The sequence below is a fragment of the Citrobacter sp. Marseille-Q6884 genome, assembly GCF_945906775.1.
GTDB lineage: Bacteria > Pseudomonadota > Gammaproteobacteria > Enterobacterales > Enterobacteriaceae > Citrobacter.
On sequence record NZ_CAMDRE010000002.1, the window covers coordinates 1,618,641 to 1,634,701 of the forward strand.

Sequence of the window (16,061 nt, forward strand, 5' to 3'; positions counted from 1 at the left end):
GCTTTCCTTAAATTTTAACCGACGCTGTGCTCAAGACTTATGGCGAGAAGTTTTTGCGCTTCCACGGCAAATTCCAGCGGCAGTTCAGAGAACACGTCTTTACAAAAACCGTTCACAATCATTGAGATAGCATCTTCTTCGCTGATACCGCGCTGCAGGCAGTAAAACAGCTGATCTTCACCAATGCGCGAGGTTGTGGCTTCATGTTCGAGCTGGGCGCTGTTATTACGACACTCGACATACGGGAAGGTGTGCGCCCCGCAGTCCGCACCGATCAGCATCGAGTCACATTGGGTATAGTTACGGGCGTTGGTGGCGGTTGGCATGATCTTCACCAGTCCGCGATAACTGTTCTGGCTGTGCCCGGCGGAGATCCCTTTCGAGATAATGGTTGATTTGGTGTTCTTGCCGATATGGATCATTTTGGTGCCCGTATCAGCCTGTTGATGACCACTGGTCAGTGCGACGGAGTAGAACTCGCCAATAGAATTGTCGCCACGCAAAATGCAGCTCGGGTATTTCCAGGTGATGGCCGAGCCGGTTTCCGACTGCGTCCAGGACATCTTGCTGTTCTCACCTTCACACAAGGCGCGTTTGGTGACGAAGTTCAGAATACCACCGGTGTTGCCATCCCCCGGGAACCAGTTTTGCACCGTCGAGTATTTCACTTCGGCATCTTTGTGGATGATCACCTCTACCACTGCCGCATGCAGCTGATAGCTGTCACGTACGGGAGCGGAACAGCCTTCGATATAGCTGACGTAGCTGCCCTCATCCGCCACCAGAATAGTGCGTTCGAACTGCCCGGTCTTCTCGGCATTGATTCGAAAATAGGTGGAAAGCTCCATCGGGCAGCGCACGCCTTTCGGTACATAAATAAACGTACCGTCTGACGCCACGGCCGCATTCAGCGCGGCAAAGAAATTGTCGTTACCCGGAACCACCGTGCCAAGATATTGCTTCACCAGCTCAGGATGATCGTGAATGGCCTCACCGAACGAGCAAAAAATAATGCCCTGTTCTGCCAGCTTATCGCGATAGGTGGTGGCGACGGATACCGAGTCAAATATGGCGTCTACCGCCACCTCTTTACCCTCGCGCACCGGTACGCCGAGTTGTTCGAACGCGTCTTCAACCTCTTTACTTAAAAACGCGTTAGCGCCCGTTTGCTGCACCGCCCCCGGCTCAGAGGCACAGGTTTCGTCACAGTTGCCACAGGAAGGCGCAGAGTAATAGCTGTAATCCTGATAATTCAGTTTATCGTAATGCGCTTTTAACCAGTGCGGCTCTTCCATCGTCAGCCACGACCTGAACGCGTTCAGACGAAATTCCAGCATCCAATCCGGTTCATTGCGTTTCGCCGAAATCGCACGGACGACATCTTCATTGATCCCTTTCGCCAGTTCGTCGGTTTTCAGTTGGGTGAAGAACCCCTCTTTGTAATTCAGGTGTCCGCCCGCCCAGGTGTTGACATCGTCAGTTGCTTCAGTATTACGAGACATAGTACCGCCTATACCCCAAAACTTTCGCCACAGCCGCATTCGTTCTGGGCTTTAGGGTTATGAAATTTAAAAAGCTGATTTAATCCTTCGCGCACGAAATCGACTTCTGTCCCGTCGATAAACGGCATCGCCTGTAATGGCACATAGAGTCGGGCGCCATCCGTTTCAAACAGTAGGTCGTCTTTTTCCGGTTGGCTGACGGTATCCAGCACATAGCCGAATCCCGCACATCCCGTTTGTTTCACGCCTAGCCGCACGCCTAACATCGTGGGCTGCTTCGCCACCAGCTCGCGGATATGCGCGGCTGCCGCGGGGGTTAACGTCAGCCCACGCCATGTAAAATCGTCCGGATTAAATGTTCCTGAATGCAATTCCATAGGGTCACCTCGCGTCATTAGCCTTCAAGCTATAACACCATGTTAGTGATAATGATTATCACTTCAACCCCTCAACAGCAGGGGCATTCTGGTTAACCGCCCTTTTTGGCTACTTTTATTAAGCATAGACCCTACTGTGAGGGTTAACAGGGATGGATTAAATTATGCAATGCATTGATTAATAATGAATTAAGAAAGGCTAATCGGCGAGACAGGTCAACAATCAAAAGATGTATAGAAAATGACTATTTCTGCAATAGAAAGCGTTCAGAGGGGTAAGCGTGCAATGAACCTTAAGGCAAATTCCCAGAATAAAAGAAGAGTGATGTTGTTTAATTTTCAAACGCAGCATATGGCCTTGAATTTTCTATAATTAATAAACACACTCGGCCTCGAAAAGTAAATTCAACGGCGCTATTTATTCTATTTAGATCACTGCGGAAAAGGGAATGACGAACAGAAAGAGAAAGATGATAAGACATATTTTAAGCAACAAAAAACCCTTAAGGCGGCTTGTTAGTCGCCTTAAGGGTTCCGGCCCCATCCGGCGCTTATCTCCGGCACTCACAATGGCTTAGCTCTTGAAGGGGCGATAAGAAGAATCTCATACCCCGCCCCGGGTTTTTTAACACAACTTGCGGTTTGTCCGTTTTACAACCGCCGCAGTACTTTTCTTTAGACCTGGATCTCATTGAGGGCATCTAACAACAGGCGCAACCCGGCTGGTTGATGTTCACGAGAGAGGTACAAACCATAAATCGGTAGCGTTTTAGGCTGCAGCTGTGGCAGCAAACGAATCAACCTTCCTTGCGCCAGACCTTCTCGCGCCTCCTGTTCGGGCACCAGCGCAATGCCCATCCCTGCCAGCGCAGATTCACATAACAGCGAGGAGATTCCGGCGCTTAAATTCCCTTTTATCGCCACAGTGACAGCCTGCCCTTGTGCATCCAGAAAATGCCAGGATTTTCCGGCAAATCCGCTGTAGTAAAGGCAGTTGTGCTGTGCGAGATCATCGACCGTAGTTGGGGTTCCGTGCTGGTGAAGATACTCCGGGGAGGCGCATAACACCGACTCACAGTCGCCTAACCGACGAGCAATAGTCCCTGGCTCAGGATTCTGTGTAATGCGAATCGCCACATCGATTCGTTCGCCCACCAGGCTCACCGGTTGATTATTGATTTCAACTTCAATGCGCAGCTCAGGGTAGCGTGCCAGAAAAGTGGGCAGCACCGGCGCCAGAATATGCATCGCGGTAAAATGCGCGCAGGCCACGCGCAGTGTACCGGACGGTGTTTGCGCACCACTGGCTGCGCCAATATCCTGTGAAAGCTGCGCCAGCACGCGTGTTTTCAGCAATGCTTCTTCACCCGCAGGCGTAATCGTCAATCGCCGCGATGATCGGTGGATGAGCCGGGCTCCCGTCCATTTTTCCATCTCATCAAGATAACGACTGACCATCGGTCTGGAAAGCCCCAGCGCCCGAGCAGCGGCGCTCAGGCTGCCCAAATCACAGATGTGGTTAAATACCGTTGCCGCCATCACTCTGTCCATTGCATTCCATCCGATCGTTTTATGAAACTCAGCATGTCCTGATTAAGGAATTCTAACAGATCCAAATTTCCTTAAAATACGGCAACGATTAAAAGACAATTTCCTGCAAAAGGTTACCTATCATGAAACTTAAATCTCTGGCGATGCTGCTGCCCCTGTTTGCCTCTTCGGTTTTCGCCGCACCGCTACAACTGGATGTCTACAACCCGCAGGACAAGGCGATTTTTCCGGTCTCGTCTACGCTGGTCTCAGGCCCGAAAGAAGCGATTCTGTTTGATGCGCAATTCAGCACTAAAGATGGCGAAAAGCTGGTGCAGATGATTCGGGCGAGCGGTAAAACGTTAAAGGCCATCGTAATCACTTCAGGCGATCCGGATTTCTATTTTGGTCTGGAGCCCATCGTCAAAGCCTTCCCACAGGTCAAGGTGCTGGCCACACCGCATGTGGTGGATCATATTCGCGCCACCAAAGAGGCCAAATTACAGTTCTGGGGCCCGCAGATGAAAGATGGCGCACCCTCCTCGCTCACCGTACCGCAAGCCACCACGCAGACCTCGTTTACTGTTGATGGCGAAACACTGGAGCTTCGCCACCCTAACGATTATGCGGCGTACGTCTGGATCCCGGCAAACCGCGCCATCATTGGCGGAACCGGAGTCGCTTCGGGTATTCACGTCTGGACAGCAGATACCCAGTCCACTGAACAACGCGCAGCATGGCGCAAGGTGCTCAACGAAATGCAGTCGTTACAACCCGCTCAGGTGGTTCCCGGTCATTACATCGGTGAACGCCCGGCAGGCGATAACGCGATCCGCTTCACTCAGGATTACTTACAGTCGTTTGAACAGGCGTTAAGCGCCCATAAAGGATCGGCCTGGGTGATTAAAACGATGACGGCAGCCTGGCCGGATCTTGCGGACGCCAGTTCTCTGGAACTGAGCGCGAAGGTCAATACTGGTGAAATGAAGTGGTAACGCAGATTTAAGACAAAAAATAACCCCGAACACCTGTCGGGGTTTTCATCACGATAAGCATACCAGAATCAATGTACGCCCATGCGCCAGGCAAAATAGATCTCTTCTTTCAGTTCGGTTGAAGAGAGCGTCAGTAAATCCGCAAACTCCAGCTCGAGTTGTTTCAGTCTTTTCAAATACTGAGCCGGTGAAAGATCGCTTTTATCACGACGTAAAAACTCTATTGCCAGTTGGGCAGGGTCTAATTGGGTAGACATATCATCCTCGCTTGTGTTCAGAACCTGCACAGTATAACACCATTCCCTGTGCAGATAATGACCAAACTCAACATGCATCACAAAATTGCGGTCGTCAGGCGCGACGTGCAGCACAATCGTCCTTGTTCATCAAAGATTTCAATTTGCCAGACCTGGTGACGAGAGCCGGTATGCACTGCGCGACATACACCTCTCACCAGCCCTTCCCGCGCAGAACGCACGTGGTTGGCGTTGACCTCCAGCCCGACCACTTTTTGATCGCCCTGAGTACAGAGATAGCCCGCAACTGACCCCATACTTTCCGCCAGTACAACGGATGCCCCACCGTGTAGCAAACCAAAGGGTTGCTTCGTACGATGGTCAACAGGCATCGTGGCTTCCAGGGTATCGTCGCCAATGTGCACAAAACGAATATCGAGCAACCCAACCATATTTCCTTCACCCATGGCATTGAGCGCATCGAGTGTGACTTCACGTTTCCAGATCATCCTATAATCTCCAGCAGTGCCTGTAATGGGTGGCGAACGCCCGTGCCTTCAACGCGTTTCACCTGGCTGCGGCAAGAATACCCTGCGGCCAGGCAACGGTTACGTGGCAACCGCTGCATTGCCTGATGCCATGATAACTCATAGATCCCCAGTGAGTTCTGGTGATTCTTCACTTCATGGCCATACGTACCTGCCATACCGCAACAACCGACACTGACGTTTTCGAGCTTCGCGCCAAACCGGGCAAAAATCGCGGCCCACTGTGCCGGCGCGCCGGGTAACGCGGTCACTTCGGTACAATGACCAAAGAAGTACCAGGGCTCACCGCCGGGTGTGAGGGTTGGCTGATGCTCAAGCACGCTCGCCAGCCACTCATTGACCAGCAAGACATGGAAATCGCCCCGCTGTTCGCCCAGAGCCAGCTTGTACTCATCGCGATAACACAACACCAGCGCCGGATCGACGCCCACCATCGGGATATTCAGTTTCGCCATCCGATTCAAAAACTCTGAAGTCTTTTTCGCGGTTTTCGCAAAGCGGTTTAAAAAACCCTTAATATGCTGCGCTTTGCCGTTTGGCGAGAACGGCAGCAATACCGGCTGTAAGCCCAGTTTTTCTACCAACCGGATAAAATCAGCCACCACCTGCGCATCGTAATAGCTGGTAAACGGATCCTGAACCACCAGTACCGTACGCTCTTTTTGTTGCTGGCTTAATAATTCAAGCTGTTCCAGCGTCATGTTGGCCGAGCGATGCCCGACCAGCTGCTGTTGCAAGGACGGCGCAGACAACAATGGCAAATCCACCATCCCAATATGTTTTTTAGCGAGATTGCGCACCAGCGGCTGATTAATGAAGAAGTTGAACGTTTTGGGCGCCCGCGCCATTAAGGGCGCATAACTTTCGACAGTGGCAACCACATGGTCGCGTAACGGACGTAAATAACGCGAGTGGTAGAGTTGCAGGAAGCGTGAACGAAATTCCGGCACGTCGATTTTGATCGGGCATTGCGTGGAACAGGCTTTACACGCCAGACACCCGGACATCGCCTCTTTCACTTCATGCGAAAAGTCGTACTCCCCTTTCCGGGCATGCCAGCTATTCCGGGTGCGGGCAATCAGGGTGCGCAAACTGGCGCGTTTTTCCGGTAACTCTTTTTCCAGCTTAACAGGATCAATTCCGCGGTCGGCCAGCAGACGTAACCATTCCCGCACCAGCGTTGCGCGCCCTTTCGGCGAGTGGATACGATTGAGACTGATTTTCATCGACGGGCACATTGGGCTTTTCGCATCAAAGTTAAAACATAACCCGTTGCCATTACACTCCATTGCGCCACGCCACTCTTGCCTTACCGCCAGCGGAATCTGACGATCAAAGGTTCCACGTTTGGCCGCATCCACTTTCATCATCGGCGCATCAACGCCTTCTGGTGGGCAGATTTTTCCGGGATTCAGCCGGTTTTGCGGATCAAATACCGACTTCACTTTCCGCAGTTCACCATACAGTTCATCGCCGAAAAACGCCGGGCTGTATTCTGCGCGGAACCCTTTCCCGTGCTCGCCCCACAGCAGACCGCCATATTTTGCCGTCAGCGCCACCACATCATCAGAAATGCGTTTCATCAGCACTTCCTGCTGCGGATCGCACATATCCAGCGCCGGTCTGACGTGCAAAACCCCCGCATCGACGTGACCAAACATGCCATAGCTCAGGCCGTGGCTGTCGAGTAACGCGCGAAATTCTGCAATATAATCAGCCAGATGTTCTGGCGGTACGCAGGTATCCTCCGCAAACGGGATCGGCTTCGCAGAACCTTTCGCATTGCCCAGCAAGCCGACTGCTTTTTTACGCATCGCGTAGATACGTTCGATGCCTGCAAGCTCAGTGCACAACTGCCAGCCAATCACCCCCGCTTCCTGACGGGCAATTAACCCATCAAGACGTTCGCACAACGCGTTTACCTGCGAATCAATCAAGGCTTCGTCATCACCGGCAAACTCCACGATATTCAGACCCAGCATCTCTTTATCGGGGACATCGGTGATTAACTCGCTGACGGAGTGCCAGACAATATCTTCGCGCGCCAGGTTGAGGACTTTGGAGTCCACCGTTTCCACCGACAGCGCACGCGCTTCCACCATGACAGGGGCATTACGCAAAGCGGAATCAAAAGAGTCGTACTTCACGTTGACCAGACGCCGAACTTTAGGCAACGGCGTGATATCAAGACGCGCCTCAGTGATAAACGCCAGCGTACCTTCAGAGCCCGTGAGAATGCGGGTTAAGTCAAACTCGGTCATGTCATCATTAAAGACATGCCGCAGATCGTAACCGGTTAAAAAACGATTGAGCTTAGGAAATTTATCAATGATCAGTTGGCGGTTTTCACGACACCGCTGGTACACCGTCTTATAGATGCGACCAATGGTTGTATTGTTATTGCCAAGCATTTCGGCAAGCTCAACCGGCATGGGCTGGGTATCAAGAATATCGCCGCCCATCAGTACCGCGCGAACTCCCAGCACGTGATCGGACGTTTTACCGTAAACCAACGATCCCTGCCCGGACGCATCGGTGTTAATCATCCCCCCCAGCGTTGCCCGGTTACTGGTGGACAATTCCGGCGCAAAGAAATAGCCATAGGGTTTCAGATACTGGTTGAGTTGATCTTTAATGACCCCGGCCTCAACCCGCACCCAACCCTCTTGCGGATTGATTTCAATAATACGGCTCATATAGCGGGACATATCCACGATAATGCCCTGATTCAGAGCCTGACCGTTGGTACCAGTGCCGCCGCCGCGGGGTGTAAAAATCAATGAGGAAAAAAGCGGTTCCGCCGCCAGACGGGCGATAAGCGCCACATCCGCCGTCGAACGAGGAAAGACCACCGCATCAGGAAGAAGCTGATAGATGCTATTATCTGTCGACATTGTCAGGCGATCGGCGTAGCTCGTTGCCGTATCGCCCGTAAATCCTTGCTGCTCCAGCGCCTGCAAAAAGTTGAGCACCAGTTGAACGACACCGGGTGCTTGAGAAATTTGTGGAATCATTATCGTGACCCTTTCCTGCGGTCTATGTATGTTGTGAAGTTATCGTTTGCGTGTTGCTTTGTTTGTTGTATCACATTTTTTTCTAATACGCCCAACACAATTACAGGCAGAATCGGCCTGTTAAAAACCGCTGAAATTGCTCATCATTACAGGGTGTGATTTACGTGTTCGCGTCGCGTCAACGTTCTGACGTACAAAAAAGGTGAAAAGTATTTATGGTAAATTTCCGTCAGCCCAGGGATATCGCGCAAGTGCTGCTATCGGTGCTGTTTTTAGCCGTCATGATTGTGGCCTGTCTCTGGATTGTACAACCCTTTATCCTCGGCTTTGCGTGGGCAGGGACGGTGGTCATTGCGACCTGGCCTATCCTGTTACGTATCCAAAAGTTGTTGTGGGGACGCCGCTCGCTGGCCGTACTGGTGATGACCCTGCTGTTGGTTCTTTTGTTCATCATCCCCATCGCATTGTTGGTCAACAGCATCGTGGATGGTAGCGGACCGTTGATCCACGCCGTGACCGCCGGAGATATGACGCTGCCGGATCTCGCGTGGCTGAATAGTATTCCCCTGGTAGGCACCAAAATTTATGGCGCATGGCACAGCCTGCTGGATATGGGCGGCTCGGCTATCATGGCCAAAGTTAGACCTTATATTGGCACCACGACGACCTGGTTCGTCGGACAGGCCGCGCATATTGGTCGTTTCATGATGCACTGTGGCCTGATGCTGCTGTTCAGCGCCCTGCTGTACTGGCGCGGGGAACAGGTTGCATTGGGTATTCGCCACTTCGCTTGCCGCCTGGCCTCTAAGCGCGGCGATGCCGCCATCCTGCTGGCGGCTCAGGCGATCCGCGCCGTCGCGTTAGGGGTTGTCGTCACTGCGCTGGTGCAGGCAGTCCTCGGCGGCATTGGTCTGGCGGTGACAGGTGTGCCTTACGCCACGCTGCTGGCAGTACTGATGATTCTGTCCTGCCTGGTGCAACTGGGGCCTTTGCCTGTGCTGATCCCGGCCATTATCTGGCTCTACTGGACGGGCGATTCAACCTGGGGCACGGTGCTGCTGGTATGGAGCGCCGTCGTGGGGACACTGGATAACGTGATCCGTCCGATGCTGATTCGTATGGGTGCCGATTTGCCACTGATCCTTATCCTTTCCGGGGTTATCGGTGGGTTGATTGCCTTCGGCATGATTGGTCTGTTTATCGGTCCGGTGGTGCTGGCCGTTTCCTGGCGTCTGTTCTCTGCCTGGGTGAACGAAGCCCCTGCGCCTGGCAACGACCCGGAAGAGATCCTCGAAGAAATCGCGGAAATCGAAAACAACAAGTAAGCCTCTATCAGGCGGCAATGCCGCCTGATTGTTTAGCATTTCTAATCAATACCATTCCTCCTTCTGCTCACCTTCACTCCCATCCGCCAATAAATCGTCATTTGTGTCGCATATTCTTTACAGCTTTTAAACTATTGAGATGAATCTGATCGACGTGAAATACCGGCATGCCTACTATTAGCCCAAGGCTTTAGATCAACACATTGATTTATAAGCATGGAAATCCCCTGAGTGAAACAACGAATTGCTGTGTGTAGTCTTTGCCCATCTCCCACGATGGGCTTTTTTTTGTCCTGATTTTCCTGACCTGCAGTAAAAAGCGACTTCGATATTCAAGATAAAACCATGATACTGTTGTGCGTGGGTATCGTGGCCAGCAGCATGAAACCGCATGCAGCCACTGAAAGCGCAGCTGACCTTGCCGACGTTTCCGGTGAGAGGTTAAGCAGGTTATGGGGTTTGCAGCCTGACAGGCCACTATCAGTCAATATTCAAAAGGTAATCAATGAAAACCGTAACTGTAAGAGACCTTGTGATTGGCGAGGGCGCGCCAAAAATCATTGTTTCGCTCATGGGCAAAGACATCTCTACGATAAAAACTGAAGCACTGGCCTATCGCGAAGCGGATTTCGACATTCTGGAATGGCGCGTTGACCATTTTGCCGATGTCTCCTCTGTTGACGAAGTCCTGCAAGCAGCACGTACCATCCGTGAAGTGATGGGTGACATCCCCCTCCTTTTCACCTTCCGCACAGCAAAAGAAGGCGGTGAACAGTCACTGTCTGTTGAAAACTACATTGCGCTTAATCGCGCTGCCGTAGACAGCGGTCTGGTGGATATGATCGATCTGGAGCTGTTCACCGGTGACGACCTGGTCAAATCAACCGTCGACTATGCTCATGCGAAAAATATCGTCGTCATTATGTCGAATCATGATTTCCATAAAACACCGGCGGCAGTGGAAATTGTCCAGCGCCTGCGCAAAATGCAGGAACTTGGTGCAGATATCCCTAAAATTGCGCTGATGCCACAAAACAAAACCGATGTACTGACGTTGCTCAGTGCGACGCTGGAGATGCAGGAACGCTACGCCGATCGACCAGTTATTACTATGTCGATGGCTAAAACGGGCGTGATTTCACGTCTGGCGGGCGAGGTGTTTGGTTCAGCGGCCACCTTTGGCGCCGTAAAAAAAGCATCAGCACCGGGGCAAATCGCCGTCACGGATCTGCGCACTGTACTGACGATACTGCATCAGGCTTAACACCGCAGAGGGTTGTCAGAAGATAAGACAGCGTGGCGAGGATTGAAGCGTAAATGGCCGGATGACGGCAGAGCGCCGCATCCGGCCTACTAATAAGGTAAGCCCGGCTAGCATCGCCGGGCAACCTGTTACTTGTTCAGTTCAGCCAGGCTCAGCCAGGTCTGTACGACGGTGTCCGGGTTCAACGACAGGCTGTCGATCCCCTCTTCCATCAACCAGGCCGCGAAGTCTTCGTGGTCGGATGGACCCTGACCACAAATACCCACGTATTTACCCTGCTTCTTGGCGGCACGAATCGCCATCGACAACAGCGCTTTCACGGCGTCGTTACGCTCATCGAACAGTTCAGAGACCACACCGGAATCACGATCCAGACCCAGCGCCAACTGCGTCATGTCGTTCGAACCGATAGAGAAGCCGTCGAAATACTCAAGGAACTGCTCAGCCAGCAAGGCGTTGGACGGGATCTCACACATCATGATGATCTTCAGTCCGTTCTCACCGCGCTTCAGCCCCTGACGCGCCAGTTCATTAACCACAGCTTTTGCCTGAGCAACGGTACGTACGAACGGCACCATCACCTCAACGTTGGTCAAGCCCATGTCGTTACGTACGCGTTTGACTGCGTCACATTCCAGCGCGAAACAGTCACGGAAACTATCCGAAACGTAACGACCGGCGCCACGGAAGCCCAGCATTGGGTTCTCTTCGTGCGGCTCATAACGCTCGCCGCCGACCAGGTTGGCGTATTCGTTGGATTTGAAATCGGACATGCGCACAATGACGCGTTTTGGATAAAACGCAGCGCCCAGTGTCGCGATCCCTTCGGTCAGACGACCAACGTAGAACTCACGCGGCGAATCGAAACCTTTCATCATCGCGCGGATTTCGTTTTGCAACTCAGGTGTCTGATCATCAAATTCCAGCAGTGCGCGCGGGTGTACGCCAATCATGCGGTTGATAATAAATTCCAGACGCGCCAGACCCACACCTTCGTTTGGCAGGCAAGCGAAGTCAAACGCGCGATCCGGGTTACCGACGTTCATCATCACTTTCAACGGCAGATCCGGCATGGTCTCCACGCTGGAGCTTTTCACGCTGAAGTCGAGCATGTCAGCATAGACATAACCGGTATCACCTTCCGCACAAGAGACAGTGACTTTTTCACCCTCTTTCATGCGCTCGGTTGCATCACCGCAACCTACCACAGCCGGAATACCCAACTCACGGGCAATGATCGCCGCGTGACAGGTACGACCGCCACGGTTCGTCACAATCGCCGCCGCTTTTTTCATGATCGGTTCCCAGTCCGGGTCGGTCATGTCGGTTACCAGCACATCGCCGGGTTCAATGCGGTTCATTTCACTGATGTCATGAATGACTTTGACTGTGCCCGCACCGATGCGATGGCCGATAGCGCGGCCTTCAGCAATGATTTTGCCCTGGGCATGCAGCGTATAACGCTCCATCACCTGGCCGCGAGAGCGTACGGTTTCAGGACGCGCCTGCACAATGAACAACTTGCCGGTGTGACCGTCTTTCGCCCATTCGATGTCCATCGGACGACCGTAGTGCTTCTCGATTTGTACCGCCTGCTTCGCCAGTTCCTGCACTTCCTCGTTCGTCAGTGAGAAAACATCGCGTTGTTCCTGCGGAACATCTTCAATCGTAACCTGTTTGCCGTGTTCCTGCGTCGGCGCATAGATCATGCGGATTTTTTTGGAGCCCATCGTGCGGCGCACAATTGACGGACGGTTAGCGGCCAGCGTCGGTTTGTGCACGTAGAATTCGTCAGGGTTTACCGCTCCCTGCACCACCATCTCGCCCAGACCCCATGCGGAGGTGATGAACACCACCTGGTCAAAACCAGATTCAGTATCGATGGAGAACATCACGCCTGAAGACGCCAGGTCAGAACGCACCATACGCTGTACGCCCGCAGAGAGCGCCACGCCACGGTGATCATAACCCTGGTGAACGCGATAAGAGATCGCGCGGTCATTAAACAGCGAGGCAAAGACGTGTTTGATGGCCACCAGCACAGCATCAAAGCCCTGAACGTTCAGGAACGTTTCCTGCTGACCAGCAAATGACGCATCGGGCATATCTTCTGCGGTCGCGGATGAACGTACGGCAAAAGAGGCATTGGCATCGTCCGCAGAAAGCTGCGCGTAGGCATCGCGGACGGCATTTTCCAGCTCCGGCTGGAAAGGAGTGTCGATAATCCACTGGCGGATCTGCGCACCGGCTTTCGCAAGCGCGGTGACATCGTCAATATCCGTTTTATCCAGCAGCTCATAAATGCGCTGGTTTACACCGCTCTGATCCAGAAACTGGTTAAACGCATCGGCGGTCGTTGCAAAACCATTCGGTACCGAAACACCCATACCGGAAAGGTTAGTAATCATTTCACCCAGGGAGGCATTTTTGCCCCCAACTCTGTCTACATCATTCATGCCGAGTTGGTTATACCAAAGCACCAGCGGTGACGAGCCATTGTTGGACATCGAACAATCCTTATATATGAACGAGGTTAGGAAACGCAATTTTGCGTAATTATCTTTGCATATTTACCTCGGCGAAAAAAACGGTGAATCGTTCAAGCAACTTTATTTTTTATTTTTTAAGATTGTTTCCACATTTGCGCAAACCCGCGAGCCACACGGGATCCCCACAAAAACAGTCGGTATAAACATTTGTTCCGAAAAATGAAATGCACTTTTCAGTAAATATAAAAATACCGTTTCATTTTATAAATTACGTGCTGCAATATTCGCTTCTGGCGCATTTTAATTTATGCTTTCAGAGAATTATGTCAGCCCAGGATGAGCAAAATGGATAATGCTGTTGATCGTCATGTATTTTATATTTCTGATGGTACAGCCATCACCGCAGAGGTATTAGGCCACGCGGTCATGTCGCAATTTCCGGTCACCATCAGCAGCATCACGTTGCCGTTTGTTGAAAATGAGAGCCGCGCCCGAGCGGTGAAAGATCAGATTGACGCGATTTACCAGCAAACGGGCGTACGTCCGCTGGTGTTCTACTCCATTGTCTTACCGGAAATTCGCGCGATCATTTTACAAAGTGAAGGCTTTTGTCAGGACATCGTGCAGGCGCTGGTCGCTCCTCTGCAAAGTGAGATGAAGCTTGATCCCACGCCGATTGCCCATCGCACGCACGGTCTGAATCCGGGTAACCTTAACAAATACGATGCGCGTATTGCCGCGATTGATTACACCCTCGCCCACGACGACGGTATTTCGTTGCGCAACCTCGATCAGGCGCAGGTGATCCTGCTTGGTGTCTCCCGCTGCGGCAAAACCCCGACCAGCCTGTATCTGGCGATGCAGTTTGGGATCCGTGCGGCCAACTACCCCTTTATTGCCGATGATATGGATAATCTGGTGCTTCCCGCGTCGCTGAAACCGCTACAACATAAACTGTTTGGCCTGACGATCGATCCTGAACGTTTGACCGCCATTCGTGAAGAGCGCCGGGAAAACAGCCGTTACGCATCGCTACGCCAGTGCCGAATGGAAGTGGCTGAAGTGGAAGCGTTATATCGAAGAAATCAGATCCCGTGGCTGAACAGTACCAACTATTCGGTAGAAGAGATTGCCACCAAGATCCTCGACATCATGGGGCTGAATCGCCGCATGTACTAGAATGCTAGTGCATTGGTTCAATTTTTTGTTATTATGCTCGCCAGTAGGCAGGATGAGTGTGTTATTGTGATGCACATCACTTCCCGGTAGTCCTGCCGTTGAAGCAACAAATTTCTGAGACAAGTAATGAACAGAACCGATGAACTCCGTACTGCGCGTATCGACAGCCTGGTCACTCCCGCTGAACTCGCGCAACGGCATCCTGTTTCGTCCTCCGTCGCCCGTCATGTGACGGAAGCCCGACGCCGGATAGAAAAAATTTTAAATGGTGAAGATCCGCGTTTGCTGGTGATTGTGGGCCCCTGCTCGATTCACGATCTTGACGCGGCGATGGAGTACGCCACACGTTTACAAGCGCTACGCACGAAGCACCAGGCGCGTCTTGAAATCGTGATGCGTACTTATTTTGAAAAACCGCGTACCGTCGTAGGCTGGAAAGGTCTGATCTCCGACCCAGACCTGAACGGCAGCTACCGCGTCAATCACGGAATTGAACTGGCGCGCAAATTGCTGCTCCAGGTCAACGAACTGGGTGTCCCAACCGCGACCGAATTCCTCGACATGGTCACCGGTCAGTTTATTGCCGATTTGATCAGTTGGGGCGCGATTGGTGCACGCACCACCGAAAGCCAGATCCACCGCGAAATGGCGTCCGCGCTCTCCTGTCCCGTCGGGTTTAAAAACGGGACTGATGGCAATACGCGTATCGCCGTCGATGCGATTCGTGCCTCCCGCGCCAGCCACATGTTCCTCTCTCCGGATAAAACCGGGCAGATGACGATCTATCAAACCAGCGGCAATCCTTACGGGCATATCATCATGCGCGGCGGTAAAAAGCCGAACTATTCTGCGGCAGATATCGCTGCCGCCTGCGATACGCTGCATGAATTCTCCCTGCCAGAGCATCTGGTGGTCGATTTCAGCCACGGCAACTGCCAGAAGCAGCATCGTCGTCAGTTAGAGGTTTGCGATGATGTGTGTCAGCAAATTCGCAATGGTTCGACAGCGATCGCCGGGATTATGGCGGAGAGTTTCTTGCGTGAAGGTACGCAAAAAATCGTCAGTGGTCAGCCGCTGGTTTATGGTCAGTCGATTACCGATCCTTGCCTGAACTGGGAAGATACTGAACTGCTGGTCGAAAAACTTGCCTCTGCGGTGGATAGCCGCTTCTAACCTTTTCACCGGGTGGCATCATGTTACCCGGTGACAATTCCTTGTTTTCTCCCCCGTTTTGCACAAAAAATGTTCCCGTCACAATTTTTTCACAAAAAGGCTTGCTGCAAAATTTTAGTTTGTTGATAATGATTATCATTGTTACATTGATTGCTATTTTTAAACACTATGTCACGTATGGATAACACAACGACAACACCTGCAAAAGAGAATTCACCGCCTGCTGTCGCCCCCACAGAGCGCCGAATTAACAGTAAAAGCCTGCTGGGTAATGAGGGACGCGTGATCATTGAACATGACGGGCAACATTATCTGTTGCGCCAGACACAGGCCGGAAAACTTATTCTGACTAAATAAACAACACATTTCGCCAGCCACCCAGGTCATCCCAGGCAGCCAGCGCTTTCGATTTTCTAATGGAGAGTTGCT

General features: G+C 52.1%; 13 protein-coding genes and 1 other RNA gene. 7 read left to right on the top strand and 7 right to left on the bottom strand.

Annotated elements, in window-relative coordinates; translation table 11 throughout:
- Positions 1-14: 14 nt before the first annotated feature.
- From sufB to N7268_RS22805, 3 genes are all read right to left on the bottom strand, one after another.
- Positions 15-1,502 carry a Fe-S cluster assembly protein SufB gene (gene sufB, locus N7268_RS22795; protein ID WP_260864590.1) on the bottom strand — a complete coding sequence of 496 codons (1,488 nt, stop codon included), beginning with the start codon at positions 1,500-1,502 and terminating at the stop codon, positions 15-17.
- Positions 1,503-1,510: 8 nt separating this feature from the next.
- A complete protein-coding gene (sufA, locus tag N7268_RS22800; protein WP_198904368.1) occupies positions 1,511-1,879 on the bottom strand; it encodes a Fe-S cluster assembly scaffold SufA in 369 nt (122 codons plus the stop codon).
- A gap of 675 nt (positions 1,880-2,554) precedes the next feature.
- Entirely contained in the window at positions 2,555-3,430 is an 876-nt protein-coding gene (locus tag N7268_RS22805) for a LysR family transcriptional regulator (protein ID WP_260864591.1), read from the bottom strand.
- Positions 3,431-3,552: 122 nt separating this feature from the next.
- On the opposite strand from N7268_RS22805, the gene N7268_RS22810 reads away from it, so the two are divergent.
- Positions 3,553-4,404, top strand: coding sequence for a Vmh family MBL fold metallo-hydrolase (locus N7268_RS22810; RefSeq protein WP_260864592.1), 852 nt, complete (start codon positions 3,553-3,555; stop codon positions 4,402-4,404).
- Between the two features lie 68 nt (positions 4,405-4,472).
- On the opposite strand, the gene N7268_RS22815 is transcribed toward N7268_RS22810, so the two are convergent.
- The 3 genes from N7268_RS22815 to N7268_RS22825 all read right to left on the bottom strand — a co-directional run bounded on the left by N7268_RS22815 (position 4,473) and on the right by N7268_RS22825 (position 8,202).
- Positions 4,473-4,661 (bottom strand): YdiH family protein, encoded by a 189-nt coding sequence (locus N7268_RS22815; protein ID WP_198904369.1) that lies wholly within the window; start codon positions 4,659-4,661, stop codon positions 4,473-4,475.
- Between the two features lie 77 nt (positions 4,662-4,738).
- Entirely contained in the window at positions 4,739-5,149 is a 411-nt protein-coding gene (menI, locus tag N7268_RS22820) for a 1,4-dihydroxy-2-naphthoyl-CoA hydrolase (protein WP_260864593.1), read from the bottom strand.
- On the bottom strand, positions 5,146-8,202 hold the full coding sequence (locus N7268_RS22825; RefSeq protein ID WP_260864594.1) for an FAD-binding and (Fe-S)-binding domain-containing protein: 3,057 nt from the start codon (positions 8,200-8,202) through the stop codon (positions 5,146-5,148). Before N7268_RS22825 ends, menI begins: the two co-directional genes overlap by 4 nt.
- Before the next feature lie 215 nt (positions 8,203-8,417).
- On the opposite strand from N7268_RS22825, the gene ydiK reads away from it, so the two are divergent.
- The 3 genes from ydiK to aroD all read left to right on the top strand — a co-directional run bounded on the left by ydiK (position 8,418) and on the right by aroD (position 10,791).
- On the top strand, positions 8,418-9,527 hold the full coding sequence (ydiK, locus tag N7268_RS22830) for an AI-2E family transporter YdiK (RefSeq protein ID WP_260864595.1): 1,110 nt from the start codon (positions 8,418-8,420) through the stop codon (positions 9,525-9,527).
- Positions 9,528-9,711: 184 nt separating this feature from the next.
- Positions 9,712-9,819, top strand: an RNA gene (gene rprA / locus N7268_RS22835) — antisense sRNA RprA.
- Between the two features lie 213 nt (positions 9,820-10,032).
- A complete protein-coding gene (gene aroD, locus N7268_RS22840) occupies positions 10,033-10,791 on the top strand; it encodes a type I 3-dehydroquinate dehydratase (protein WP_260864596.1) in 759 nt (252 codons plus the stop codon).
- Positions 10,792-10,919: 128 nt separating this feature from the next.
- Here the strand turns inward: aroD and ppsA are convergent, their stop codons facing one another.
- The gene (ppsA, locus tag N7268_RS22845) at positions 10,920-13,298 is read right to left on the bottom strand and encodes a phosphoenolpyruvate synthase (protein WP_260864597.1); all 2,379 of its coding nucleotides are present in this window, start codon (positions 13,296-13,298) and stop codon (positions 10,920-10,922) included.
- Between the two features lie 327 nt (positions 13,299-13,625).
- On the opposite strand from ppsA, the gene ppsR reads away from it, so the two are divergent.
- From ppsR to hemP, 3 genes are all read left to right on the top strand, one after another.
- Complete coding sequence (ppsR, locus tag N7268_RS22850; RefSeq protein ID WP_198904375.1) at positions 13,626-14,459, top strand: pyruvate, water dikinase regulatory protein; 834 nt, start codon at positions 13,626-13,628, stop codon at positions 14,457-14,459.
- A gap of 126 nt (positions 14,460-14,585) precedes the next feature.
- Positions 14,586-15,632 carry a 3-deoxy-7-phosphoheptulonate synthase AroH gene (gene aroH / locus N7268_RS22855; RefSeq protein WP_260864598.1) on the top strand — a complete coding sequence of 349 codons (1,047 nt, stop codon included), beginning with the start codon at positions 14,586-14,588 and terminating at the stop codon, positions 15,630-15,632.
- Positions 15,633-15,800: 168 nt separating this feature from the next.
- Positions 15,801-15,989, top strand: coding sequence for a hemin uptake protein HemP (gene hemP, locus N7268_RS22860; RefSeq protein ID WP_260864599.1), 189 nt, complete (start codon positions 15,801-15,803; stop codon positions 15,987-15,989).
- The last annotated feature ends 72 nt before the right edge of the window (positions 15,990-16,061 follow it).